At 72.4% G+C, this 24,345-nt stretch carries 21 protein-coding genes; 8 read left to right on the forward strand and 13 right to left on the reverse strand.

Features of this window, described 5'->3' with window-relative positions; translation table 11 throughout:
- The first annotated feature begins 30 nt into the window (after window positions 1-30).
- On the forward strand, window positions 31-726 hold the full coding sequence (locus CITRI_RS18310) for a hypothetical protein (protein ID WP_050813579.1): 696 nt from the start codon (window positions 31-33) through the stop codon (window positions 724-726).
- Here the strand turns inward: CITRI_RS18310 and CITRI_RS0103810 are convergent.
- The 8 genes from CITRI_RS0103810 to CITRI_RS0103845 all read right to left on the reverse strand — a co-directional run bounded on the left by CITRI_RS0103810 (window position 681) and on the right by CITRI_RS0103845 (window position 10,011).
- Complete coding sequence (locus tag CITRI_RS0103810) at window positions 681-3,092, reverse strand: bifunctional (p)ppGpp synthetase/guanosine-3',5'-bis(diphosphate) 3'-pyrophosphohydrolase (protein WP_010143293.1); 2,412 nt, start codon at window positions 3,090-3,092, stop codon at window positions 681-683. The two genes, CITRI_RS18310 and CITRI_RS0103810, sit on opposite strands and share 46 nt — an antisense overlap.
- A 111-nt stretch (window positions 3,093-3,203) precedes the next feature.
- On the reverse strand, window positions 3,204-4,220 hold the full coding sequence (secF, locus tag CITRI_RS0103815; RefSeq protein ID WP_010143294.1) for a protein translocase subunit SecF: 1,017 nt from the start codon (window positions 4,218-4,220) through the stop codon (window positions 3,204-3,206).
- A complete protein-coding gene (secD, locus tag CITRI_RS0103820) occupies window positions 4,217-5,983 on the reverse strand; it encodes a protein translocase subunit SecD (RefSeq protein WP_010143295.1) in 1,767 nt (588 codons plus the stop codon). The genes secF and secD overlap by 4 nt, the downstream gene beginning before the upstream one ends.
- A gap of 65 nt (window positions 5,984-6,048) precedes the next feature.
- Entirely contained in the window at window positions 6,049-6,555 is a 507-nt protein-coding gene (gene yajC, locus CITRI_RS16205) for a preprotein translocase subunit YajC (protein ID WP_010143296.1), read from the reverse strand.
- A gap of 88 nt (window positions 6,556-6,643) precedes the next feature.
- On the reverse strand, window positions 6,644-7,744 hold the full coding sequence (gene ruvB, locus CITRI_RS16210; protein ID WP_083843291.1) for a Holliday junction branch migration DNA helicase RuvB: 1,101 nt from the start codon (window positions 7,742-7,744) through the stop codon (window positions 6,644-6,646).
- A gap of 67 nt (window positions 7,745-7,811) precedes the next feature.
- Window positions 7,812-8,453 carry a Holliday junction branch migration protein RuvA gene (gene ruvA, locus CITRI_RS0103835; protein WP_010143298.1) on the reverse strand — a complete coding sequence of 214 codons (642 nt, stop codon included), beginning with the start codon at window positions 8,451-8,453 and terminating at the stop codon, window positions 7,812-7,814.
- 90 nt (window positions 8,454-8,543) lie between these two features.
- Complete coding sequence (gene ruvC / locus CITRI_RS0103840) at window positions 8,544-9,248, reverse strand: crossover junction endodeoxyribonuclease RuvC (RefSeq protein WP_010143299.1); 705 nt, start codon at window positions 9,246-9,248, stop codon at window positions 8,544-8,546.
- A gap of 7 nt (window positions 9,249-9,255) precedes the next feature.
- A complete protein-coding gene (locus tag CITRI_RS0103845) occupies window positions 9,256-10,011 on the reverse strand; it encodes a YebC/PmpR family DNA-binding transcriptional regulator (protein WP_010143300.1) in 756 nt (251 codons plus the stop codon).
- 162 nt (window positions 10,012-10,173) lie between these two features.
- Here CITRI_RS0103845 and CITRI_RS0103850 point away from each other — a divergent pair, with 162 nt between their 5' ends.
- Window positions 10,174-12,219 carry a M3 family metallopeptidase gene (locus CITRI_RS0103850; RefSeq protein ID WP_029139024.1) on the forward strand — a complete coding sequence of 682 codons (2,046 nt, stop codon included), beginning with the start codon at window positions 10,174-10,176 and terminating at the stop codon, window positions 12,217-12,219.
- Between the two features lie 27 nt (window positions 12,220-12,246).
- Here the strand turns inward: CITRI_RS0103850 and CITRI_RS0103855 are convergent, their stop codons facing one another.
- A complete protein-coding gene (locus tag CITRI_RS0103855; RefSeq protein WP_010143302.1) occupies window positions 12,247-13,656 on the reverse strand; it encodes a S9 family peptidase in 1,410 nt (469 codons plus the stop codon).
- Window positions 13,657-13,760: 104 nt separating this feature from the next.
- Between CITRI_RS0103855 and msrB the strand changes: the two genes are divergently transcribed.
- From msrB to CITRI_RS19895, 6 genes are all read left to right on the forward strand, one after another.
- Window positions 13,761-14,255: a peptide-methionine (R)-S-oxide reductase MsrB gene (gene msrB / locus CITRI_RS0103860; RefSeq protein WP_010143303.1), complete on the forward strand. Its 495-nt coding sequence runs from the start codon at window positions 13,761-13,763 to the stop codon at window positions 14,253-14,255.
- The gene (locus CITRI_RS0103865) at window positions 14,252-15,322 is read left to right on the forward strand and encodes a low specificity L-threonine aldolase (protein WP_010143304.1); all 1,071 of its coding nucleotides are present in this window, start codon (window positions 14,252-14,254) and stop codon (window positions 15,320-15,322) included. The genes msrB and CITRI_RS0103865 overlap by 4 nt, the downstream gene beginning before the upstream one ends.
- A 57-nt stretch (window positions 15,323-15,379) precedes the next feature.
- Window positions 15,380-15,982, forward strand: coding sequence for a DUF3000 domain-containing protein (locus tag CITRI_RS0103870; protein WP_010143305.1), 603 nt, complete (start codon window positions 15,380-15,382; stop codon window positions 15,980-15,982).
- 124 nt (window positions 15,983-16,106) lie between these two features.
- A complete protein-coding gene (locus tag CITRI_RS0103875; RefSeq protein WP_010143306.1) occupies window positions 16,107-17,264 on the forward strand; it encodes a ribonuclease D in 1,158 nt (385 codons plus the stop codon).
- A gap of 124 nt (window positions 17,265-17,388) precedes the next feature.
- A complete protein-coding gene (locus CITRI_RS0103880) occupies window positions 17,389-19,608 on the forward strand; it encodes a 3-hydroxyacyl-CoA dehydrogenase NAD-binding domain-containing protein (protein ID WP_010143308.1) in 2,220 nt (739 codons plus the stop codon).
- A gap of 158 nt (window positions 19,609-19,766) precedes the next feature.
- The gene (locus CITRI_RS19895; RefSeq protein ID WP_010143309.1) at window positions 19,767-20,171 is read left to right on the forward strand and encodes a ubiquinol-cytochrome c reductase iron-sulfur subunit; all 405 of its coding nucleotides are present in this window, start codon (window positions 19,767-19,769) and stop codon (window positions 20,169-20,171) included.
- Window positions 20,172-20,191: 20 nt separating this feature from the next.
- On the opposite strand, the gene CITRI_RS16220 is transcribed toward CITRI_RS19895, so the two are convergent.
- The 4 genes from CITRI_RS16220 to dxs all read right to left on the reverse strand — a co-directional run bounded on the left by CITRI_RS16220 (window position 20,192) and on the right by dxs (window position 24,010).
- Entirely contained in the window at window positions 20,192-20,467 is a 276-nt protein-coding gene (locus tag CITRI_RS16220) for a PLD nuclease N-terminal domain-containing protein (RefSeq protein ID WP_237708978.1), read from the reverse strand.
- A gap of 14 nt (window positions 20,468-20,481) precedes the next feature.
- Window positions 20,482-21,456 (reverse strand): aldo/keto reductase, encoded by a 975-nt coding sequence (locus CITRI_RS0103895; protein ID WP_010143311.1) that lies wholly within the window; start codon window positions 21,454-21,456, stop codon window positions 20,482-20,484.
- A gap of 68 nt (window positions 21,457-21,524) precedes the next feature.
- The gene (locus CITRI_RS0103900; RefSeq protein ID WP_010143312.1) at window positions 21,525-22,022 is read right to left on the reverse strand and encodes a hypothetical protein; all 498 of its coding nucleotides are present in this window, start codon (window positions 22,020-22,022) and stop codon (window positions 21,525-21,527) included.
- Window positions 22,019-24,010, reverse strand: a complete 1,992-nt coding sequence (dxs, locus tag CITRI_RS0103905; RefSeq protein WP_010143313.1) for a 1-deoxy-D-xylulose-5-phosphate synthase — start codon at window positions 24,008-24,010, stop codon at window positions 22,019-22,021. The genes CITRI_RS0103900 and dxs overlap by 4 nt, the downstream gene beginning before the upstream one ends.
- Window positions 24,011-24,345: the final 335 nt, after the last annotated feature.

The raw sequence follows: 24,345 nt of genomic DNA on the forward strand, positions 1-24,345 counted from the left end.
GGCCCTCACTCGTGCTGCCAGTCTGGTGGGGTGGTGACGACGACGGCGCGGCAGGGGCCCCGGGAGCAGTTCCTGGTCCCGGGGCTGCCCTTCTCGGCCGCCGAGCTGCGCGGCATGGAGCTGTCCGGCCTCCTCGTCCATGTCATGGGGGACCTCTACCTGCCCGCGGACGCAGGCCCCGCGGTACACGGTGGCGGGGACGGCGTCCGGACGCGCGCCGCGGCGGTGCTCCGGCTGGCCGAACCGGTCCTGACCGGGGCCTGGGTGGCCATCGGGAGGACGGCGGCCTGGGTCCATGCCGGGGGTCCGGCACCCGGAGTCCTGGAGGCCTCGGTGGACCGGTACCACCGCCGTCCGCTGCACCCCGGTGCCGTGGGGCTGCGCCTGGAGCAGTCCGGGCTCGCCCCGGCCCCGGCGGGCGGCGACGCCGCGCACCGCGCGGAGGTCATGCCGGTCCACGGCCTGTGGTGCACCACGGTGGAGCGGACGGTCGAGGACCTGCTGCGCACCGGTCCGACGGGGCCGGAACGGGCCGCCGCGGCCCTGCTGCTGCACCGCTGCGACCCCGTCCGGTTGAGCGAGCGGTTCCAGGCCCGCCGGGGGCGGCCCGGGATGAGCGCCGCCCGGGCCGCGCTGCGGGAACTGCTCGGCCGGGACCGGACGCGCGCCTCCGGCGGGGGTCAGGCCCCGGTCGAGGACCGGCCCGCGGTCCGGTACACGTCGTAGACGCCGTCGATGCGGCGCACGGAGGACAGCACGTGGCTCAAGAACTTCGGATCGCCCATCTCGAAGACGAACTTGCTGATCGCGACCCGGCTGCGCGAGGTGTTCACCGAGGCCGAGAGGATGTTGACGTGGTGCTCGGCCAGCACCCGCGTGACGTCCGAGAGCAGCGACTTGCGGTCCAGGGCCTCCACCATGATCTCGACGAGGAACACCGAGGCCTGGGTGGGTGCCCAGGAGACGTCCACGATCCGGTCCGGCTCGCTGCGCAACTGGTTGATGTTGCTGCAGTCGGCCCGGTGCACCGAGACGCCGGAACCGCGGGTGACGAAGCCGATGATCTCGTCCGGGGGCACCGGCGTGCAGCACCGGGCCAGCTTGGCCATCACGTCTCCGGAGCCCTGGACCATGACGCCGGAGTCCGGGTGCCGGGTCGGGGCCGCGATCGTGGTGATGGGCGCGGTGTCGAGCGACTCCACGTCCTCGGGGGCCGCGATGAGCTTCTGCAGGTGCTCGACGACGTTCTGGACGGAGACGTGCGAGTCGCCGATCGAGGCGTAGAGCGTGGAGATGTCCGGCAGGTTCATCTCCCCGGCCACCCGAGAGAGCGACTCCGCGCTCATCAGCTGGTGCAGCGGCAGGTTCATCTTGCGCAGCTGACGGGTCAGCTGCTCCTTGCCCTTCTCGATGGCCTCCTCGCGGCGTTCCTTCGAGAACCAGTGGCGGATCTTGTTCCGTGCCCGCGGGCTGCGCACGAAGCCCAGCCAGTCCTGGCTGGGGCCGGCGCCCTCGGTCCGGGAGGTGAAGATCTCCACCCAGTCGCCGTGGTGCAGTTCGGAGTTCAGGGGCACCAGCTTGCCGTTGACGCGCGCGCCGATGGCCCGGTGGCCGACCTCGGTGTGCACGGCGTAGGCGAAGTCGACCGGGGTAGAACCGGCCGGCAGGGCCATCACCTCGCCCTTGGGCGTGAAGACGAACACCTCGGCGGCGTCGATCTCCGCGCGCAGGGACTCCAGGAACTCGTTCGGGTCCGTGGTGTCCTTCTGCCAGTCCATGACCGAACGCAGCCAGCCGGGGGTCTGGTCCCCGGTGGCGGCGGAGGGGGTGGACGCCTGGTCCTTGTACTTCCAGTGCGCGGCCACGCCGTACTCGGCGCGCCGGTGCATCTCGTGGGTCCTCAACTGGATCTCCACCGGCTTGCCGCCGGGACCGATCACCGTGGTGTGCAGCGACTGGTACATGTTCAGCTTGGGCATCGCGATGTAGTCCTTGAAGCGGCCCGGCAGCGGGCTCCACTTCGAGTGCAGGACGCCCAGGGCGCCGTAGCAGTCCCGGACGGAGTCCACGAGCACGCGCACGCCCATCAGGTCGTGGATCTCGTCGAAGTCCTTCCCGCGCACGATCATCTTCTGGTAGATCGAGTAGAAGTGCTTGGGCCGGCCGGTGACGACCGCGCGGATCCTGGCCTCCTTCAGGTCCCGCTCGATCTGGCCGCGCAGGGCCGCCAGGTTCTTCTCCCGTTCAGGGGTGCGCTCCCCCACCAGCCGGACGATCTCGGCGTAGACCTTGGGGTACAGCGCGGCGAAGGAGAGGTCCTCCAGCTCCCACTTGATGGTGTTCATGCCGAGCCGGTGGGCCAGCGGCGCGTAGATCTCCAGGGTCTCCTTGGCCTTGCGCGCACTGGACTCCGGCGCGACGTACCGCCAGGTCCGGGCGTTGTGCAGCCGGTCGGCCAGCTTGATGACCAGCACCCGCACGTCGTCGGCCATGGCCAGGACCATCTTGCGGACGGTCTCGGCCTGCGCCGCGTCGCCGAACTTGACCTTGTCCAGCTTCGTGACGCCGTCCACCAGGTGGGCGACCTCGTCCCCGAAGTCCCGGCGCAACTGTTCCAGGGAGTAGCTGGTGTCCTCCACCGTGTCGTGCAGCAGGGCCCCCGCCAGGGTCGTGCCCGTCATGCCCAGTTCGGCCAGGATGGTGGCCACGGCCACGGGGTGGGTGATGTACGGGTCGCCGCTCTTGCGCCGCTGGCCGGCATGCGCCTTGTCGGCCACCTCGAAGGCCCGGATGATCAGGTCCAGGTCCTCCTTGGGATGCCGGACCTTGAGCGTACGGATCAGCGGTTCGAGGATCGGCGAGTAGTCGTTCGCCATCCGCCCGGTGAGCCGGGCGAGCCTGCTCCGGGGCCGCCGGGAGACGATCGCCGCCGGGGAGGGGCCGGGCGGGGCGGGCTCGAGCTCGGCGGGCGTGACGTCGGCCGGCTGGGAGGTCGGCGTGGCAGAGGTGTAGGACGCCGTGCCGGAACGCCTCTCGGCGGGCGCCGGCCCGCCGTCGTGCGCCGTGCCGGGCGGGGCGGAGTCTGCACTCACAACTGCCTGCCTTCCCGCGACAAGCGCCGCCTCGCTGCGCGTGCCGCACTGTACGGTCTCGCGTCCCGTCGTGCGGGATACTCCAGTCTAGTCCGTCCGGCTCCGACGACGTCAGGCCGGGACGGTGTCCGTTCCCACCGGGGCGCCCTCGCCGGCGGCACGGCGTTCGAGGACCCGCGCGTCGTTCGCGGCGATCCGGTCCTCTCCGCGGCGCAGCAGGGCGTAGAGCGGGGCCTGGATGAAGATCGTGGCCAGCGTGCCGACGATGATCCCGACGAAGATCGCCAGGGCGATGTCCCGCAGGGTGCCCGCACCCAGGAGGAAGGCCCCGATGAACAGGATGGACCCGACGGGCAGGATGCCCACCACGGAGGTGTTGATCGATCGCACCAGGGTCTGGTTGATCGCGAGGTTGACGTTCTCGCCGAAGGTCCGGGTGGTCTCCTCGAGATTGTGCTCGGTGTTCTCCCTGATCTTGTCGAAGACCACGACCGTGTCATAGAGCGCGTAGCTGAGGATGGTGAGGAAGCCGATGATGGCGCTGGGGGTCACCTCGAAGCCGGTCGCCCCGTAGATGCCCGCCGTCAGGGCCACGACGTAGAACAGGCCGATCACCGCGGCCAGGGACATCTTCCAGGTTCGGAAGTAGATCGCCATGAGCACCGTGACCAGGACGAGGAACACGATCAACCCGATCACCATCTGCTGGGACACGGCCTCACCCCAGGTGGGGCCGATGTAGGTCGAGGTCACCCGGTCCTCACCCACCCCGTAGGCCTGCTGCAGGTTCTGCCCCACCGCCAGGGTCTGGTCGTCGTCCAGCTCGTCCGTCTGGATCCGCATGGTGCCCGGGGCGATGTTCGTGACCGTCGCCTCGGCCTCCGGGACCGCCTCGCTCACGGCGCGCTCACCGGCGGCGACGTCCGTGGACTGCACGCTCGAGACGGTGAACTCCGACCCCCCGCGGAAGTCGATGCCGAGGTTGAACCCGCCCCGGGCCAGGGTCAGGCCCCCGGCGACCACGAGCAGGACCAGGGCGGTGGCGAACCAGAGCTTCCACTTGCCGACGAACGGGTAGGACGTCTTGCCGGTGTAGAGGCGGTTGCCCCACTGTGCCAGTGCACTCACTTCTGTTCCTCCGTCCGGTCGGCCGGGGTGGTGGCCCCGGCCGCCTGCGAGCCGACGCCGGACATCTGTTCGGCGCGCCGGCGCTCGGCGATCGTCTGCCGGCGGTCCGCCTCCCTGGCGGACTTCCGGGCCTTCTTCGAGGACGTGGCCTCGGGGCTCGGCCGGAACTGCCGAACCTTGCCAGCGCCCTGGTAGAGCGGCTCCCGGCCCAGCAGCGAGGGATCCAGGCCGGACATCCGGTGCCCGCCGCCGAAGAACCGGGTGTGGGCCAGCAACTGCATGACGGGGTGGGTGAACATGAACACCACGACCAGGTCGGCGATCGCGGTCAGGCCGAGGGTGAAGGCGAACCCGCGTACGTTGCCCACGGCCACGAAGTACAGCACCACGGCGGCGAGCAGGTTCACGGCCTTGGAGGCGGTGATCGTGCGCTTGGCGCGGGACCAGCCGTACTCGACGGCCTCCGGCAGCGACCGGCCGGCCCGCAACTCGTCCTTGATGCGCTCGAAGTACACGATGAACGAGTCCGCGGTCAGGCCGATGGCCACGATCAGGCCCGCGATGCCCGCCAGGGAGAGCCGGTAGTTGTCCGACCAGCCCAGCAGGACGATGGCCAGGTAGGTGAGCAGTCCCGTCACCACGAGCGAGGCGATGGTCACGAGGCCGAGCACGCGGTACTGGAAGAACGAGTACGCGGCGACCAGTGCCAGGCCGATGAGCCCGGCGATCAGGCCCAGCCGCAGCTGGTCCTCGCCCAGGGTCGCGGAGATCTGCTGTTCGGACTCGATGGTGAAGCTGATCGGCAGGGCACCGTACTTGAGCTGTTCGGCCAGGGCGGCGGCGGACTGCTCGGTGAAGTTGCCGGTGATCTGCGCCCGCCCGTCGGTGATGACCGCGTTGGACTGGGGCGCGGAGACCACCGTGCCGTCCAGGACGATGGCGAACTGCTTGCGCGGATCGCCCTCCTGGAACGGCGTCAGCCGCTGGGTGACCTCGCGGAAGGCGTCGGCGCCCTCGCCGTTGAAGGACAGGTTGACCGCCCACTGGTTGGTGGACACCCCGGTGGCCGTGTTGACGAGTCCGAAGTCGGCACCGGCGATGTCGGTGCCCTTGACCTCCACGGGGCCGAGCAGGTACTTCACGCCCGGCTGGCCGGACTCCTCGTCACCGGGCTGGCAGGCGATGGACGGTCCGTCGGCCGGGAACTCCTTGCGGTCCGGGTTGTTCATCTGCGCCGCGCAGTCGTAGGCCTCGAACTCGGCGGCGAGTTCCGGGGTGACCCAGTTCGGGTCGGATCCGTTCTGCGGTTCGGCGCTCGGTTCGGGGAAGTCCTTCACCGGGGTGCGCTGGTCCGCGGGGACCGGCTCGAAGGGACCCATGGTGATGACGGGCCGGAACTCCATGTTCGCCGAGGCCTGGATCAGGGCGCGGGTCTCCGCCTCGGGCACGCCGGGCAGGGACACCACGACGTTGCTGCCGCCCTGGGTCGCGATCTCCGCCTCGGCCACGCCGGAACCGTCCACTCGCTGGCGGATGATCTCCACGGCCTGGTCGAGCTGTTCCTGGGTGACCTGTTGGCCCCCGGCCACCTCGGGGGCCAGCACCATCTGGGTGCCGCCCTCCAGGTCGAGTGCCAGCTTGGGGGCCCATTGCGCCTGCTGGGTGGCGATACCGACGCCGAGGATCGCCGTGAGGACGACGATCAGGCCGGTGAGCCACCAGAGCGTGCGCCGGGCGCGTCCTCGGGGGGTCTTGTCTGCCATGGGAGATTGACGGCTTTCAGTTCACGGTGGGAAGGACGGTGCTCGTCGGCGGCGGGGCCGTCAGATCAGGGACGGTTGCCCTCGGGCCGCTGGTCGTCCGGTCCGGTGCCGTCGGTGTCCTCGGGACGGCGCGGGGTCTCGTCCAGGGCGGCCGGGGAGTCCGGGACGGAGTTCCCTGTGGCCTCCTCGCGGTAGGTCGGCGCCTCGTAGGGCGCGGCCTCGGCCGGCGCCGCGGCGGCCGGCTCGACGGCCTTGCCGATGGCCTGCAGGTGCACGGTGGCGGTGGTGCCCGGGGAGAGCTCGATGACGGCCTTGTTCTCCTCGGTGTCCACCGAGACGATCGTGCCGAACAGGCCCATGGTGGTCATGACCTCGACGCCCGGGGCCAGGCTGCTGCGCAGTTCCTGCTGCTGCTGCTGGGCCTTCTTGCTACGGCGGAACATGCTGAAGATCAGGAAGCCGAAGATCAGCAGCATGATCAGCAGGAAGGGGTCGAACGGCAGGCCGGGGTTCTGCCCGGCTCCGCCTTCGGCGACGATCGAGGCGGTGGTCAGGTCAGTCAACAGGGTCACGTCGGGACACCACATTCCAGGGTCGGGGGCACAGGGCAACTTCACCAGTCTACGGTGTGTCCCGCCTCCGGCCGCCCCGGGAGGCCCCTCAGGCGTCGAAGAGCGTGTCGGCCCGCCGCGCGTCGACCGTCCCGGCCGGCGCACCGTCCACGGGGCTCGCCGTCCCGGACCCGGCCACGGTCCAGAAGGCCGCCCCCGGCGCCTCGGGCGGGGGCGTCAGGCCCAGGTGCTCCCAGGCCGCGGGCATGGCGATCCGGCCGCGCGGGGTCCGTCCCAGCAGTCCCTCGCGGACCAGGAAGGGCTCGGCCACGGTCTCGACCGTCTCGGTCTCCTCCCCCACGGCGATCGCCAGGGTGGACAGTCCCACGGGACCGCCGCCGAACTTGGTGCACAGCGCGGTCAGGACCGACCGGTCGAGCCGGTCCAGCCCCATGGTGTCGACCTCGTACATGTCCAGCGCCGCGGAGGCGGCCCGCGCGTCCACCTGCTCGAGGCCGCCGACCAGGGCCCAGTCCCGGACCCGTCGCAGCAGCCGGTTGGCGATGCGCGGGGTGCCGCGGGAGCGCGAGGCGATCTGGGTGAAGCCGGCCGAGTTGACCTTCATGTCCAGGAGCAGCGCCGAGCGCCGCAGCACCAGTTCCAGCTCCTCGGTGCTGTAGAACTCCAGGTGCCCGGTGAACCCGAACCGGTCCCGCAGCGGTCCAGGCAGCAGGCCGGCACGGGTGGTGGCGCCCACCAGCGTGAACGGGGGGATCTCCAGGGGGATGGAGGTCGCACCGGCGCCCTTGCCCACCACGATGTCCACCCGGAAGTCCTCCATGGCCATGTACAGCATCTCCTCGGCAGGCCGGGACATGCGGTGGATCTCGTCGAGGAACAGCACCTCGCCCTCGGTGAGGGAGGACAGGATCGCCGCGAGGTCGCCAGCGTGCTGGATGGCCGGCCCCGAGGAGATCCGCAGCGGCGCGTTCATCTCGGCGGCGATGATCATGGCCAGCGTGGTCTTGCCCAGGCCGGGCGGGCCGGAGAGCAGGACGTGGTCGGCGGAGCGGCCGCGCATCCGGGCGGCCTCCAGCACGAGCGAGAGCTGGCGGCGGACCCGGTGCTGGCCGACGAAGTCGTCGAGGTTCTTCGGGCGCAGCGCCGCCTCGAGCTCACGCTCCTCGCCGTCGGCGCCGCCGCCGACCATCCGGGCCGGGCCGTCCTGCCCCGGCTGGGGGCTGACTAGTTCCGTCATGTCCTGCCTCCTGCGTTCCTCACGAGCGTCCCGACCGCGCGGACTGGCCCTGGCCCAGGTGCCGCAGGGTGGCCCGCAGCACCGTGGCCACGTCCGCGGACTCCTCGAGCTCCGGCTCGTGCCGCAGCGTGTCCTTCACGGCCTTGTCGGCGTCCTTCTCCGTCCAGCCCAGGCCGGTGAGTGCCTCGAGCACCGGGTCCAGCCAGGGCGTGTCCGTCGAGGGACCGTCCTCGTCCGGGCCACCGGCCACCGGGGCCCCGGTGGGGACGAGCTTGTCCGCCAGTTCCAGCACGATCCGGCGGGCACCCTTCGGCCCGATGCCCGGGACCCGGGTGAACGTCTTGTCGTCCCCGGAGGAGGCGGCGACGCGCACGGTCTCGGGGTCGTGCACCGCGAGCACGGCCATCGCCAGCCGGGGGCCCACGCCGGAGACGCCGATGAGCACCTCGAAGACCTCCTTCTCGTCCGGGGTGGCGAACCCGTAGAGGGTCATGGAGTCCTCGCGCACCACCAGGGTGGTGAGCACCCGGCCGGTGTCCCCGACGTGCAGGTGGGAGATCGTCTGGGGCGTGGCCGAGAACTGCATGCCGAAGCCGGCCACGTTGATCACGGCGTGGTTCAGTCCCACGGTTTCCACCGTGCCGGACAGGGACGAGATCATGCGGGCCTCACTCCAGGGTCGGGGTCGGACGACAGCGGCGCATCGGGCGCTGTTCGAAGATATCTACGAACAGCCTAGCCTGTCTGCCCCTCAGACCCGGGACCCGCTCCCCCAGCCGGTGGAACCGCGGGACCGGCGCTCGGCCTCGAGCCAGGCCCGCTGGGCCGCCGTCGCGCCGCGACCGCCCGCACCGGGCCTTCCGGCCGAGCCCGGGAAGCGGGAGTCCTTGCGGGGGCTGGTGAGGTTCCCGGTCTCGAGTCCCCGGCCCATCAGGCCACCGCGCCAGGCGTGCGTGATGGCCAGGGCCAGCGCGTCGGCGGCGTCGGCCGGCCTCGGCGGTGCGTCCAGCCGCAGGATCCGGGTCACCATGGCCGCGATCTGGTCCTTGCCGGCATCACCGTGGCCGGTGACCGCCGCCTTCACCTCCGAGGGCGTGTGCAGGGCCACCGGCAGTCCCCGTCGCGCGGCGGCGGCGATGACCACCCCGGAGGCCTGGGCCGTGCCCATCACCGTGGGGGTGTTGTTCTGCGCGAACATGCGTTCCACGGCCACGTGGTCCGGGGCGTGCCGGTCCAGCCACTCGTTGATCGCCTCGTCGATGGCCAGCAGCCGCTTGTCCAGCGTGGTGTCCGCCCCGGTCCCGACGACGGTCACCCCCACGAGCGTGGCGGTGCGGTTCGGGGCCACGTCCACGACGGCGATGCCGCACCGGGTCAGCCCCGGGTCGACGCCGAGCACGCGCAGCGGGCGCGCGGCCGGCCGGGCCGCGCCGACCGGTCCCGGACCCCCAGCCACGATCCGGTCAGTCCTCGTCGAGCTGGGCGAGGACCTCGGGGGCGATGTCGACGTTGGAGTAGACGCCCTGCACGTCGTCGAGGTCCTCGAGGGCCTCCTCGAGGTGCAGGAAGGTCTTGGCGCCCTTGGCGTCGAGGTCGACCTTCATGGTGGCGACGAACTCCATCTCGTCGGTGTCGTACTCGATCCCGGCCCCGTCCAGCGCCGCGGTCACGGCGGACATGTCCGAGGGGTCGCACAGGACCTCGAAGGAGTCACCGGACTTCACGACCTCCTCGGCGCCGGCGTCGAGGACGGCCATGAGGACCTCGTCCTCGGTGGTCCCCTCGGCCGGCAGGCGGACGACTCCGGTGCGGTTGAACAGGAACGCCACGGAGCCGGCGTCGGCCATGGTGCCGCCGTTGCGGGTCACCGCGGTGCGGACGTCGGCGGCGGCGCGGTTCTTGTTGTCCGTCAGGCACTCGACCATCAGTGCCGAGCCCTGGGGGCCGCGCACCTCGTAGATGATCTCGGTGTAGTCGATGACCTCGCCGGTGAGCCCGGCGCCGCGCTTGATGGCGCGGTCGATGTTGTCATTGGGGACCGACTGCTTCTTGGCCTTGGTCACGGCCAGTTCGAGGGCGGGGTTGCCGTCCAGGTCCGGGCCGCCGACGCGGGCCGCGACCTCGATGCCCTTGACGTACTTGGCGAAGGCCTTCGCCCGACGCGCGTCGATCACGGCCTTCTTGTGCTTGGTGGTCGCCCACTTGGAATGCCCTGCCACGTGTTCTCCTCCCCTGCCCGGCCGCGCGCGGCACGACCGGGATCGGCTGTTGGTGACGTCCGGCGGTACCGGCTGAAGTCTGCTGACGAGTCTAGCGGGACGCCGCCGCGGCGCAGCGAGCACCCTGTCCGCGGATCGGTGGATGTGAAACAGTTGCTGACCATGACGACCGACACCCTCCCCGCCGCCGGCACCGATGCCAACCCGTTGCTGACGCCGTCCGCGCTCCCCTACGGCCTGCCGGACTTCGGCGCCATCCAGGACCACCACTTCCTGCCGGCGTTCCGGGCGGGCATGGCCGCGCACCGGGCCGAGCTGGAGGCCATCGCCACGGACCCGGGTCCCGTCACCTTCGAGAACACCGTCCTGGCGTTCGAGCGCTCCGGCCGGGCGCTGCGCCGGGTGTCCATGGTCTTCCACCACCTGGTGGCCGCCGACGGCACGGACACCCGCCACCGGATCGACGAGGAGATCAGTCCGGAGCTGTCGGCCCACCAGGACGCGACCTACCTCGACGAGCGTCTCTACCGCCGGCTGGCCGGCGTGGACCTGGAGGCGTTGACCGGCGAGGACCACCGGCTCGCCACGGAGACCCTCCGGGCCTTCCGCCTGCGCGGCGCGGACCTGGACGCGGCCGCCAAGCGGCGCCTGGCCGCCATCAACGAGCGCCTGGCCGTGCTCTCCGCCCAGTACGGGCGCCGCATGGTGGAGGGGAACACGGCCGCGGCCGTCTGGTTCGCCTCGGCGGCGGAGCTGGCCGGGCTCACGGAGCAGGACCTCGCCGCGGCCGCGGAGGCGGCCCAGGCCGCGGGGCACGACGGCGGCTACCTCCTCACGCTGTCCATGTTCACCTCCCAGCCCTGGCTCGAGACCCTCGAGGTCCGGGAGTCGCGCCGGCGGGTCCACGAGGCCGCCTGGCACCGGGGCAGCACCGACGACGAGCACTCCACGCTGGCGCTGGCCGTGGAACAGGCGGCCCTGCGCGCCGAGAAGGCCGGGGTGCTGGGACACTCCAGCTGGGCCGCGTACGCCCTGCAGGACCGGACGGCCCCGGACCTGGCGGCGGTCCGGGACCTGCTGGGACGGATCATCCCGGCCGCCACCGCGAATGCCCGCCGGGAGCGGGCGGAGGTCGAGACCGCGGCCGGACACCCGGTGGAGCCCTGGGACTGGCCCTTCCACGCGGCCCGGATCGAGCGGGAGAGGTTCCGCGTGGACGCCTCCGGGCTGCGCGCGTACCTCGAACTGGACCGGGTCCTGGCCCACGGCGTCTTCGCCGCCGCCACCGCCCTCTACGGGCTGACCTTCCGCGAGCGCCCGGAGCTGCCGGGATACCGTCCGGACGTGCGCGTGTGGGAGGTGGTGGACGCCGACGGCGCCGGGCTGGGCCTGTTCGTGGGGGACTTCTTCACCCGGCCGACCAAGTCCGGCGGGGCCTGGATGGACTCCCTCCGCGAGGCCTCGACGCTGTTCGGCGAACGGCCCGTGGTCACCAACACCCTGAACATCCCGGCCCCGGCCGAGGGTGAACCGGCGCTGTTGACCGTGGACCAGGTGACCACCCTGTTCCACGAGTTCGGGCACGCGCTGCACGGGCTGTTGTCCACGGCCCGCTATGCCTCCCTGTCCGGGACGGCGGTGCCGCGGGACTTCGTGGAGTTCCCGTCCCAGGTCAATGAGATGTGGATGTACTGGCCGGAGGTCGTCACCGCGTACGCGCGCCATGTGGACACCGGTGAGGCGATCGACCCCGAGGTGCTGGCGGCCATCGAGGCGTCCTCGCTCTGGGGTGAGGGGTTCCGCACCACGGAGTACCTGGGGGCGACCATGCTGGACCTGGCCTGGCACTCCCTGGCACCGGGGACGGTGGTGCAGGATCCGCTCGCCTTCGAGCACGAGGCGCTCGAGGCCGCCGGGCTGGATCCCGCCCTGGTCCCGCCGCGCTATCGCACGGGGTACTTCAAGCACATCTTCGCGGGCGGCTACGCGGCGGGGTACTACTCCTACATCTGGTCCGAGGTCCTGGACGCGGACACCGTGGAGTGGTTCCGGTCCCGGGGCGGGCTGACGCGCGAGAACGGCGAGCGCTTCCGCGCCGAACTGCTCTCCCGCGGCAACACGCGGGACCCGTTGGAGTCCTACCGGGCCTTCCGCGGTCGCGACGCGGACCCGGAGCACCTGCTGCGGCGCCGCGGGCTGCTGGGCTGAGCCGCCCGGCGGTTCCGCGCCGGCGGTTCAGGCCCCGGCGGCGACGAGCTGGGACAGGCCGGGCCTGGGGGAGGTGAGCACCGCGTGCAGCCACACGCGCACCGCGCGGTCCCACTTCTCCGGGTCGACGTTCCACTCCCGGGTGTGCCGGGCCAGCGTGAACCGCACGAAGCTCACCATCTGCGGATTCTTCGCGGCCAGGTCCATCGAGGGTCCCACGGGGACGAAGTCGTCGTCCTCCGAGTGCAGGATCAGCGTGGGCACCCGCACCTGGTCGGCCCGGGCCACCCAGTTCATGGCCTTCAGGTCCACGGGGGCCGCCAGCCCGGTGGCCCAGCGGCCGGCCCGGTTGCTCATGAGCCACTGCCCGAGGCGCCCGGAGGCATCGGGCAACCGGTTCAGCCGCGCCTGGTGGGCCAGCACGTCGATCCAGTTGATGACGGGGCCGTCCAGCACCATGGCGGCCACGGAGGAGGCCAGTTCGGAGCGGTCGGCCAGTTGCAGGCACACGGCGGCCCCCATGGACCAGCCGAACAGCACCACCTCGCGGGCGCCGTGCTCCAGCGCGTACGCGACGGCGGCCTCGACGTCGCGCCACTCCGTGGTCCCCAGGCCGTAGCGCCCGTCCCCGGCCGCCGGGGCGTCCCCGTCGTTGCGGTAGGAGATCAGCAGGGAGGTCATGCCCAGGGCCCGGGCGGAGCCGATCGCGCGGATCCCCTCGGTGCGCTTGGCGCCCCGGCCGTGGACCATGATCGCCCAGATGCCCTCCCCCGGCAGCACACGCGCGGGGCTGCCCGCCACCGGGCCCTGCTCGGGACCGGGGTGCGCCGTGGCCGTGCCGGTCCGGCGCACGAGGCCACCCGCCGCCGGCACCAGCCAGGCCGGGGCGGAGCCGTTCTCCACGGCGATCCGCACGTCCAGCGCCTCGTAGCCCAGCGTCCGCGGATCGGGGTAGATGAACCCGGCCCACCGGCCCCGGACGGCCTTAGACAGGTCACCGGAGTACACCTCCTCGACCTCGCGCTGGACGGTGCCGTCGCGCGGGTCGAACGAGGACACCGCCCCGATGCGCGCCACGCCGGCGCCGCCGTCGAACACCAGGGAGTACGTCCCCGGCACGGTGGTCTCCTCGTTGACCGGGAGGATGATCTCGAGGCCGGACTCCCCCTGGACGACGGCGAGGATCTCGAGGTCCTCGGCCGGCGTCTTCACCGGCGTCACGACGGTCCGGGCGAACAGTCCGGCGAGCCCGGAGATGGTGCCGGCGGCCACCGAACCGGTCACCACGCCGGCCACGGCAGCCACCGAGGACCAGCGCATCACCGGCTCCGCCTTCCCGATGCCCTTGCGCAGGCTCCGGCCGCGGCCGCGCAACCTGCCGGACAGGCCGGCCAGCCCGGACGGGGAGGGACGCGGGGAGGTGGTGCGTGGGCTCATGTGCTCCATTGTGTCCGCCGGGCGGACCGGTGTGCCAACCGGATGGGTCGCCGACCGGGTCGCCGGGGGCGGGCCCGGGAAACAACCGGCCGGTCCGTGGTGTTATGGGGACCATGAGCGATCCGCATCCCACCCCCGACCGCCCCGACTCCGTCCCCGCCTCGCCCGCCGCCCCCGGTCCCACCGGTGATCCGGCGGCGCGGGATCGTCCGGACGCGGAGTGGCGCGAGCGCCTGAGCCCGGCCGAGTTCCAGGTCCTGCGCCAGGCCGGGACCGAGCGCCCGTTCACCGGTGAGTACTGGGACACCGAGACCGAGGGCGTCTACGCCTGCCGCGCGTGCGGCTCGGAGCTGTTCCGCTCGGACACCAAGTTCGACGCCCACTGCGGCTGGCCCTCCTTCTTCGCCCCGCTGGCCGAGGACCGGGTGGAGTACATCCGCGACTCCACCCTGGGCATGGAGCGCATCGAGGTGCGCTGCGCCAACTGCGGCTCGCACATGGGGCACGTGTTCCAGGGCGAGGGCTTCGGCACGCCCACCGACCTGCGCTACTGCATGAACTCGGTGTCCCTGACCCTGCAGCCCAAGGCCGGCGCGTGAGCGGACCCGCCCCGCGCGGCTTCGCCTCGGACAACTACGCCGGCGTCCACCCCGAGGTGCTCGCGGCCATCGCCGAGGCCAACACCGGCCACGAGAGCGCCTACGGTGACGACTCCTGGACGGCCCGGTTGCAGGAGGCGGTCCGCGGGCAATTCGGTGAGCGGGCCGAGGGGTTCCCGGTCTTCAACGGCACCGCGGCGAACGTGGTCGCGCTGCAGTCGCTGCTGCCCCCCTGGGGCGCGGTGATCTGCGCCGAGAGCGCCCACATCCACCAGGACGAGGGCGGGGCCCCCGAACGCGTGGCCCGCACCAAGCTCTACACCGTGCCGACCCCGGACGGGAAGCTCACCCCCGCACTGGTCGACACCCAGGCCCACGGCCTCGGCTTCGTCCACCGTGCCCAGCCCGCCGTGGTCGAGATCGCCCAGGTCACCGAGCTGGGCACGGTCTACACCCCGGACGAGGTCCGGGCCCTGGCCGACCACGCGCACGGCCTGGGCATGGCGCTCTACGTGGACGGTGCCCGACTGGCCAACGCGGCCGCCGCGCTGGGCACCTCGCTGCGCTCGTTCACCACCGACGCCGGGGTGGACATCGTCTCCTTCGGCGGCACCAAGAACGGGGCCCTGGGGGCCGAGGCCATCGTGCTGCTGAACCCGGACGCCGTGCAGGCCGGGCCGCAGGGGGCCGGGAAGACGGTGGAGTACCTGCGCAAGTCCTCGATGCAGCTGGCCTCGAAGATGCGCTTCGTCTCGGCCCAGCTGGTCGCCCTGCTGACGGACGAGCTGTGGCTGCGCTCGGCCCGGCACGCCAACGCGATGGCGGCACGGCTGGCCGAGGGGGTCCGCGCCCTCGACGGCGTCACCCTCACCCAGGAGCCGGCCGCCAACCAGGTGCTGGCCGTGCTGGACCCGGCGGTCGCCGAGGCCGTGCGCTCCCGGTACGCGTTCTACGACTGGGACCGCTCCCGGAACGAGGTGCGCTGGATGACCTCCTGGGACACGACCGCCGACGACGTGGACGGTTTCACCGCCGCCCTGTCCTCCGCACTGGCCGCCGCGCGGTGAGCCTCACCACGGCGCGTCGCCCGCACATCCCTCAGGCAGGGCTTTAACGTTGAGACCGTGACTGCCCTAGGCCACCATCCCGCAGAGTCGCGGCGCCTTCCCACGGAGTTCCGCGAGGCGCTCGCGGGCCTGCGCCGCGCCCGGCACCGGCAGGAGGTCACCCTGGACGAGATCCCGGTCCCCGGCCGGCTGGCGCCGTATGCCGTGGCCCTGGCCGCCGAGGTCCACGAGTCCTCGGACCTGGGCCCGTCCGAACTGGCCACCGGACGGTTCATCCTGCTCCACGACCCGGCCGGCTCCGAGGTCTGGCAGGGCACGTTCCGGGTGGTGACCTACATCCGCGCCTCGCTCGAGCTGGACCTGGGCAGTGATCCGATGCTCGGCGCCGTGGCATGGACCTGGCTCGTCGAGGCACTGGAGACCCACCACGCCCGCTACACCGAGGCCGGTGGCACGGCCACGCGCGTACTCTCGGAGAGCTTCGGCGGACTGGCCACGCGGCCGGACACCACCGACATCGAGCTGCGGGCATCATGGACCCCCGAGGGTCCGGACACCACCGAACACCTGGAGGCCTGGGCTGACATGGTCTGCGCCTTCGCCGGCCTGCCCCCGGTCCCGGACGGGGTCACGCCCCTGCCGCGCATCAGGAGGAACTGACATCACCGCAGAGACCAGCCGCATCCCGGAGACGACCGAGCCCGAGGCACAGACCGAGGCTGCGGCCGCGGTCCCCCGGCTCATCACGGAGCCGGCGGGAGGAATCCCCTTCGTCACCGAGACCGTGCAGGAACTCGAGCGGTGCGCCCGCCTGCTGGCGGCCGGCACCGGTCCGGTGGCCGTCGACGCCGAGCGGGCCTCCGGGTTCCGCTACGGCCAACGCGCCTTCCTCGTCCAGATCAAGCGCGAGGGTGCCGGCATCTGGCTCATCGACCCGGAGGCGTTCGACGACCTCGCGGTCATCCAGGAGTCCCTGACCGGCGTGGAGTGGATCCTGCACGCCGCCACCCAGGACCTGCCCTGCCTCTCGGAACTGGGGATGTGGCCCGACCGGCTGTTCGACACGGAACTTGCGGGCCGGATCCTCGGGCTGCCCCGGGTGGGCCTGGCCTCCGTGCTAGAGCAACTGCTCGGGGTCACGCTGGCCAAGGAACACTCCGCCGCCGACTGGTCCAAGCGGCCACTTCCCGAGGACTGGCTGCGGTACGCGGCGCTCGACGTCGAGCTGCTCGTGGAACTGCGCGCCGCCATGGTGGGCATGCTCGAGGCCTCCGGCAAGCTCGACTGGGCCGAGGAGGAGTTCGAGGCCATCCGCACCACTCCCCTGCCGGGGCCCCGCACGGACCCGTGGCGCCGGACCTCCGGGATGCACAAGCTGCGCCGGCCCCAGCAACTGGCGGTGGTCCGGGAGCTCTGGGAGGCCCGGGAGGCACTGGCCCGGAACCGGGACACCGCCCCGGGACGGCTGATCCCAGACTCGGCGATCGTCTCCGCGGCCGCGGCCCAGCCCTCCACGGTCCCCGCGCTGCTGAAGACCCCCGGCTTCCACGGCCGGGCCGCCGCCAAGGAGGCGCCGCGCTGGCTCCGGGCCATCCAGGCCGGGCAGGCGGCGGCACGGACCCCCGACCGGTTGCCGGCACTGCACGTGCCCAACGAGGGCCCGCCCCCGCCGCGCGTGTGGAGGGACCGCAACCCGCTGGCCGACCGCAGGCTCAAGACGGCCAAGGAGTGGGTGGGCAACAAGGCCGAGGAGCTGAACCTGCCCACCGAGAACCTGCTGACCCCGGACACGTTGCGCCGGGTGTGCTGGACCCCGCCCGAGGCGATCGACCTGGACTCGGTCTCGGCCGCGCTGACGGATCTCGGCGCCCGCCGGTGGCAGGTGCAGATCACGGCGCCGATCATCACCGTCGCACTGCTGGATCCCGATCCGGCCGCGTGAGCGGGGCGGCCAGCGAACGGCGGCCGTGGCCGCCCACGGCCGACGCACCCTTGCCCCTGTAGTTACCGATCGGTAACCTGGGCGGTGCCCACACCGTCCGCCCGCCCCCGATCCCAGGAGCAGCATGCCCGCCTCGCCCGCCCCCTCGTCCGAGACCACCGCACCCGACCGCTTCGAGGCCTTCCGGGGCCTCGCGGCCCGCTTCCCGGACGAGGTCGTCACCCGGGCCGAGGTCAGGGACCTCGTGCTGCCGGGCGGGGCCGGGACCCTGGCCCTGATCACGCTCGACAACCATGCCGGCCCGCGGCGTCCCACCACCCTGGGCCCGAACACGCTGATCGGCCTCGGTGAGGTCCTCATCGAGCAGGCCGCGCGGGCCCGCGGCGGGGAGATCGCCGCACTCGCGGTCACCGGCAAGCCCGGGTTCCTCGTGGCCGGCGCGGACCTCGGCTCCATCACGGAACTCACCGAGCCCACCGACGGTGCACTGCTGGCCCGGCTGGGCCACGAGGTCTATGACCTGCTCACCGAGTTCCCCGTACCCTCCTTCGCGTTCATCAACGGACTCGCGCTGGGTGGCGGGCTGGAGCTGGCGCTGGCCGCGCAGTACCGTACGGTGTCCTCCGCCGCGACGGGGCTGGGACTGCCCGAGGCGTTCATCGGCCTGGTCCCCGGTTGGGGCGGGGTGTGGAAGACCCCCCGGATCACCGGGCCGAAGGACGCGGTGACGCTGATGCTCGCCAACCCGCTGCACAACAACCGCTCGATCGACGGGCGCACGGCGTACTCGATCGGCCTGGCGGACGCCCTGTTCGACCCCTCCGAGGACCCCGCGGACCCCACCGGGTTCCTCGACGCCTCGCTGGCGTGGGCCGCCGGCGTGGTGACCGGGGACGCCGACACCCTCGCGGCCCTGGAGTCCCAGCGGGACCGGGACCGTTCGGATGCCGCCTGGGACGAGGCCATCGACGAGGGCCGCCGGATCGTCGCCGAGAGGACCGGCGGCCACGTCCCGGCACCGGCCGCGGTCCTGGAGCTCTTCGAGGCCGGCCGGCACCGCAGCCGGGCCGAGTCCGCCGCCGCCGAGTGCGAGGCGCTGGCGCGCCTGACCCTGACCCCGGAGTTCCACCGCACCGTCTACGCCTTCCTGGACGTGGTGCAGAAGCGCTCCAAGCACCCCGCCGGGGCCCCCGACGCCTCCCTCGCCCGACCGGTGCGCAAGGTCGGCGTGGTCGGCGCCGGACTGATGGCCGGCCAGCTGGCCCTGCTGTTCGCCCAGCGCCTGGGCGTGCCGGTGGTGATGACGGACATCGACCAGGCCCGCGTGGATCGCGGCCTGGCGTACGTCCGGTCCCAGGTGCAGAGGCTGGTCTCCCGCGGCAGGCTCTCGGCCGAGACCGGGGCCGAGCTGACCGGGCTCATCACCGGGTCCGTGTCCAAGGACGTCTACGTGGACGCCGACTTCGTGATCGAGGCGGTCTTCGAGGAGATGGGCGTCAAGAAGCAGGTCCTCGCCGAGCTCGAGGCCATCGTCTCGGCCGACTGCATCCTCGCCACCAACACCTCCTCGCTCTCCGTGACCGACATGGCCGCGGACCTGGACCACCCGGAACGGCTCGTCGGGTTCCACTTCTTCAACCCGGTGGCCGCCATGCCGCTGCTGGAGATCGTCCGCGGCCCGGCCACCACGGACGAGGTCCTGGCCACCGCGTTCGCCACGGCCCGGACCCTGGGCAAGACCGCAGTGCTCGTCCAGGACGCCCCGGCGTTCGTGGTGAACCGCGTCCTGCTGCGCATGATGGGCGAGGTGCAGGCATCCTTCGACGAGGGCACCCCTGCGGGCACGGCGGACCACGCCCTCGACTCCCTCGCGCTGCCGATGACGCCCTTCACGTTGCTGGCCATGGTGGGCATCCCGGTCGCCCAGCACGTCACCGAGTCCCTCAACGCCGCCTTCGGGGACGAACGCTTCCCCGTCTCGGCCAACCTGCAGCGCCTCATCGACGCGGGCAAGACCGCCCTCTGGGCCAAGGACCTCACGGGAGACCGGATCGAGGCCGAGTCCGGCGGCGCCTCGGGTGAGGCGATCCCGGCCGGCACGGCGGCGCTGCTGGAACAGGGCGACTCCCCCCAGACCGGCGAGGAGCTGCTCGTGCGCGTCCAGGACGCCCTGGCCGAGGAGATCGGCCTGATGCTCACCGACGGGGTGGTGGCCGATGCCCGGGACATCGACCTGTGCATGATCCTGGGCGCCGGCTGGCCCATGCACCTGGGCGGGATCACCCCCTACCTGGACCACGTGGGCGCCTCACAGCGCGTGAACGGCGCCAGGTTCCACGGCTGAGCCGGCGCGGGCGGATAATGGGGGGATGACGACTGCCGCCCAGCCAGGCCCCGGTTCCCCTCCCCCGTTCCTCCGGAACGGCGCCCGCCCCCGACGCCGGTCCGGGCCCCGGGTGCGGGTGCGGCACCTCCCGCAGGGCCTTCCTGGAACGCGGCGCGGTGCTCGGGGCGGCGGGCCTGGCCACGGCGGGGCTGGCCGGGTGCACGGACCAGATCCGCAACCGGGCCGATGCCCCCTCCCACCACGTGGGCGGCACCCCGACCCAGACGCTGCCCGCGGACCGGCTGCCCGTGGGGACGTCCGCCTCGGTCGAGGTGGAGGGACGCACCCTGTTGCTGCGGCGTGAGGCGGAGGACGTCGTCCACGCCTTCTCGGCGGTCTGCACACACCAGGGCTGCACGGTCGCCCCGGCCACGGAGTCAGGTCAGGACGTCTTCGCCTGCCCGTGCCACGGCTCCCACTTCGCCGTGGACACCGGCGTGCCCTCCGGCGGGCCGGCGCAGAAGCCGCTGACCGAGTTCACCGCCGCCGTGGACGGCGACTGGGTGATGGTGACGCTCTAGATCATGCCCGTCCCGCGCGGCTACCGCCCGGCTCCGGGCCGGCGCGGGGGGTTGACGATCACCTCGCGGCGGTTCGGGTCCCAGTGCGGCTGCTCCGCCTTGCGCTGGGGGTAGTAGGAGAACCGCCACCAGAGCCAGACCGCCGGGCCGATGACCGGCAGCAGGAACATCGCGAAGGCCCACGGGATCCGCCGGGCCGGGTCCAGGGGCGATCGCGACAAGGACACCAGGGCGGTGACGAGCACCGCCACCACGGCGATGGCCACGATCCACATCAGGACCTCGAGCGCGCTCACGGAGAGAGAGTCCACTAGAACAGCGCGACCTTCGGCACCGCCGGGAAGATCTCGTCCAGTTCGGCCCGTTCCCTTTGCGTCGGCACCCAGCGCACCGCCTCGGCGTTCTGCCGCACCTGTTCCGGACGGGTAGCGCCGGCGATCACCGAGGCGACCGGCTCCTGTGCGGCCAGCCAGGAGAAGGCCAGGTCCACCTCGTGCAGCCCGCGCTCCCGCGCGAAGTCCCCGAAACGCCGCAATTGCTCCAGGTCCGCGTCCCGGACCATGTGCGTGCGGGTGTGGGACAGCCGCGAGCCCTCCGGGGCCGACCCGGCCGAGTACTTGCCGGTCAGCATCCCGTTGGCCAGCGGGAAGTACGGCAGCACGCCCAGGCCGTAGGCGCGGGCCGCCGGCATCACCTCGAGCTCCGCCCGGCGGTCCAGCAGGTTGTAGTGGTTCTGGGCGGAGATGAACCGCTCGGTGCCCAGCTGCCGGGCCACGAACTCCGCCTCGGCGATCTGCCAGCCGGCCCGGTTCGAGTGCCCGATGTACCGCACCTTCCCAGAACGGACCAGGTCGTCCAGGGCGGACAGCGTCTCCTCGATGGGCGTGGCATCATCCGGGGTGTGGAACTGGTACAGGTCGATCCAGTCCGTGCCGAGGCGTCGCAGGGACGCCTCCACCGCCTGCACGATGTAGCGCCGGGAGCCCCGCGCCCCGAGGTCCGGGCCGTTGGCCCCGCCGGCGTCCATGCCGAACTTCGTGGCCAGCACCACGTCCTCGCGGCGGGCACCCAGGGCGGCGCCGAGCCGTTCCTCGCTCAGGCCGGCGGTGGCACCGTAGGTGTCCGCCACGTCGAACAGGGTCACCCCGGCGTCCAGGGCGGCGTGCACGACGGCGTCGGTGCCCTCCTGCTTCAGCGTGGCGGTGCCGGGACGGCCGAGGTTGTTGCAGCCGAGGCCGACCACGGAGACGGTCAGCCCGGAACGTCCGAGGCGGCGGTACTGCATGGGTGGGCGGGTCCTTCCGGAGAGGGCGACATGGGGCGGCGCGGACCGGGCGGTCCAGGCCGGGAGGTTCAGGCGGAGGTCGTCACGCGCGAGGCCTGCACGCCCGCCAGCTTCGCCGCGGCCGGGATCTCGGCTGCGGCCTTGCGCCGGTGCGGGGTGGTCACCTCGAAGACGACCTGCCCCGACTCGAGCCGCTCGCCGACGACCTCGCCCAGTCCGCGCCAGGCCAGCTGGTTCGTGATCTCGCCGCGGAGCCGCACCACGAGGCCGCGCTCGACCTGCGTCGGCTCGAACCCCTTGAGCCGGTAGGCGACCTGCAACCGGTCCATCTCCTCGGCGGGCACCTCGGCGAAGCCGTCCTCGGCGCACTGCGCCGCGAAACTGGCGAGCAGCTCCTCACCGGCCACGTCGTCCGCGACCTTCTCGGCCGACGTCGTGCCGGTGGTGCCCACCCGGCCGTGGTGGACCACCACCTCACCGCTGCCGGGCGCGAACCAGGCCTCGCGGTAGTCCAGCCGGGGCTGGCCGTCGGACTCGCTGCGCCGGTAGGTGCGGACGATGCTCAAGACTGCTCCTTCGTCGTCGGGATCGGGCCGGTGTCCTGGCCGGTGAGCGGCCGGGCGAACGGCACCTTGGTGCCGAGGACCTGGGCCACGGTGTCCTGGGCGACCTGGCGGGCCGTCAGGCCCGTGCGCTCGAGCACCTGCTCCCGGCTGCCGTGCGCCAGGAACTCCACGGGCAGGCCGACCTCGTTCAGGGCGGTGTCCACGCCGTGGGCGCGCATCTCCTGCCGGATGCGGGAGCCGACGCCGCCGGCCCGCACCCCGTCCTCGAGGCAGACGACGATCCGGTGTTCCGCGGCCATCTCGATGACCGAGCGGCGCACGGGCAGGACCCACCGCGGGTCGATGACGGTGGCGGAGATGCCCTGGTCGGCCAGCCGCGCGGCCACGTCCAGGCCCAGTTCGGCCAAGGCGCCGACGGCGATGATCAGCACGTCGCGCTCGGCGCCGGGCTCCTCGGAGGCCGCGCCGAGGCGCAGCAGCACGTCCACGCCGTCGTCCAGGCGTTCCAGGGCGGCGATCTCCGGGCCGACCGAGCCCTTCGAGAACCGCACCACGGTCGGGGCGTCCCCCACGGCCACGGCCTCGCGCAGTTCCTCGCGGAGCCGTTCGGCGTCCCGGGGCGCGGCGATCCGCAGCGAGGGCACGGACTGCAGCAGCGCCAGGTCCCACATGCCGTGGTGGCTGGGGCCGTCCGGGCCGGTGACCCCGGCGCGGTCCAGGACGAACGTCACGCCGGCGCGGTGCAGGCCGACGTCCATCAGGACCTGGTCGTAGGCGCGGTTGAGGAACGTGGCGTAGACGGCCACCACCGGGTGCAGCCCGCCGAACGCCATGCCGGCCGCCGAGGTGACCGCGTGCTGCTCGGCGATGCCGACGTCGTAGACGCGCTCGGGGTGCTTCTCGGCCATCCGGCCCAGGCCGACGGGGATCTTCATGGCAGCGGTGATGGCCACGATGTCCGGGCGCTCGTCGGCGATCGCCACGATCTCGTCGCCGAAGACCGAGGTCCAGGACGGTCCGGAGCTCGAGGCCACCGGCTCGCCGGTCTCCGGGTCGATCCTGCCGATCGCGTGGAACTGGTCGTCCACGTGCGCGACCGCGGGGGCGTAACCGTGGCCCTTCTCCGTCATGGCGTGGACGATGACCGGGCCCGCGTAGTTCCGGGCGTCGGTCAGGGCCTCCTCGAGCTGCTCCTGGTCATGCCCGTTGATGGGGCCGATGTACTTCATCCCGAGGTCCTCGAACAGTCCCTGCGGGGCCCACCAGTCCTTGATGCCCTTCTTCGTGGCGTGCAGGGAGCGGTAGACGAAGCGCCCGGCGGCACCGGAGGTCTGCAACCGGCCCTTCCAGAAGTCCAGGGTGTCCTCGTAGGTGCGGTGGGTGCGCAGCTTGTCCAGGAACGCCCGGCGCAGGGCCGAGAGCTGGTTCGCCAGGCCGCCGACGGTCGGTGCATAGGACCGGCCGTTGTCATTGACGACGATCACGACGCGGCGGTCGCGGTCCGCGGCGATGTTGTTGATGGCCTCCCAGGCCATGCCCCCGGTCAGCGCGCCGTCGCCGATCACGGCGACCACGTAGCGGTCACCCTCGCCGCGCAGTGCCCAGGCGCGGGAGATGCCGTCCGCCCAGGACAGCGAGGACGATGCGTGGGAGGACTCCACGACGTCGTGCACCGACTCGCCCCGGTCGCCGTAACCGGACAGCCCGCCCTGCTGGCGCAGCGTGGAGAAGTCCTGCCGCCCGGTGACGAGCTTGTGCACGTAGGACTGGTGCCCGGTGTCGAAGATCACCGCGTCCCGCGGGGAGTCGAACATCCGGTGGATCGCGAGGGTCAGCTCGACCACGCCCAGATTGGGGCCGAGGTGACCGCCGGTGCGGGAGACGTTGGCGATCAGGAACGTCCGGACCTCCTCCGCCAGCCTCCGGACCTGGCTGGGCGTGAGCCGGCTGAGGTCCTGGGGTGAACGGATCGTTTCGAGAAGGCCCACGGGCTGGCGGTCCTTTCGGCCGGGGACGGGATGACGCGGAGGAACCCCTCCCACGAGGCCGGGGAGCCGGGGAAGGCCCGGGACCCAGCGCCCCGGGGGAAGTACGCCTCAGCTGCTTCCCTCATCGTACTATGCGCACGCGGGCCCGATCAGGCCGTCGGCGCGGACGGTGTCGGACCCCGACGGGGACGGGTTTCGCGACGGGCCGTTCCGGCACGTCGCGCCTCGTCCCGCCTCGTCGTGCGGGTCGTCCTCGCCGCGGCCTCCGCGGACCTGAGGGTCTCCCGCGTCTCGGCCGTGGGGCCGATGACCGGGCGCAGCCAGTGCGCCTCCGG

Origin of the sequence: Citricoccus sp. CH26A (genome assembly GCF_000224415.1) — a bacterium.
Classification (GTDB): Bacteria; Actinomycetota; Actinomycetes; order Actinomycetales; family Micrococcaceae; genus Citricoccus.

What these genes read in the sequence shown, in the direction of transcription:
- secD (WP_010143295.1), bottom strand. Translation starts at nt 5,983, where the DNA reads ATGGCAGACAAGACCCCCCGAGGACGCGCCCGGCGCACGCTCTGGTGG.
- ruvB (WP_083843291.1), bottom strand. Translation starts at nt 7,744, where the DNA reads ATGGTCGGCGGCGGCGCCGACGGCGAGGAGCGTGAGCTCGAGGCGGCG.
- ruvA (WP_010143298.1), bottom strand. Translation starts at nt 8,453, where the DNA reads ATGATCTCGTCCCTGTCCGGCACGGTGGAAACCGTGGGACTGAACCAC.
- CITRI_RS0103850 (WP_029139024.1), top strand. Translation starts at nt 10,174, where the DNA reads ATGACGACCGACACCCTCCCCGCCGCCGGCACCGATGCCAACCCGTTG.
- CITRI_RS0103855 (WP_010143302.1), bottom strand. Translation starts at nt 13,656, where the DNA reads ATGAGCCCACGCACCACCTCCCCGCGTCCCTCCCCGTCCGGGCTGGCC.
- msrB (WP_010143303.1), top strand. Translation starts at nt 13,761, where the DNA reads ATGGGGACCATGAGCGATCCGCATCCCACCCCCGACCGCCCCGACTCC.
- CITRI_RS0103880 (WP_010143308.1), top strand. Translation starts at nt 17,389, where the DNA reads ATGCCCGCCTCGCCCGCCCCCTCGTCCGAGACCACCGCACCCGACCGC.
- CITRI_RS0103895 (WP_010143311.1), bottom strand. Translation starts at nt 21,456, where the DNA reads ATGCAGTACCGCCGCCTCGGACGTTCCGGGCTGACCGTCTCCGTGGTC.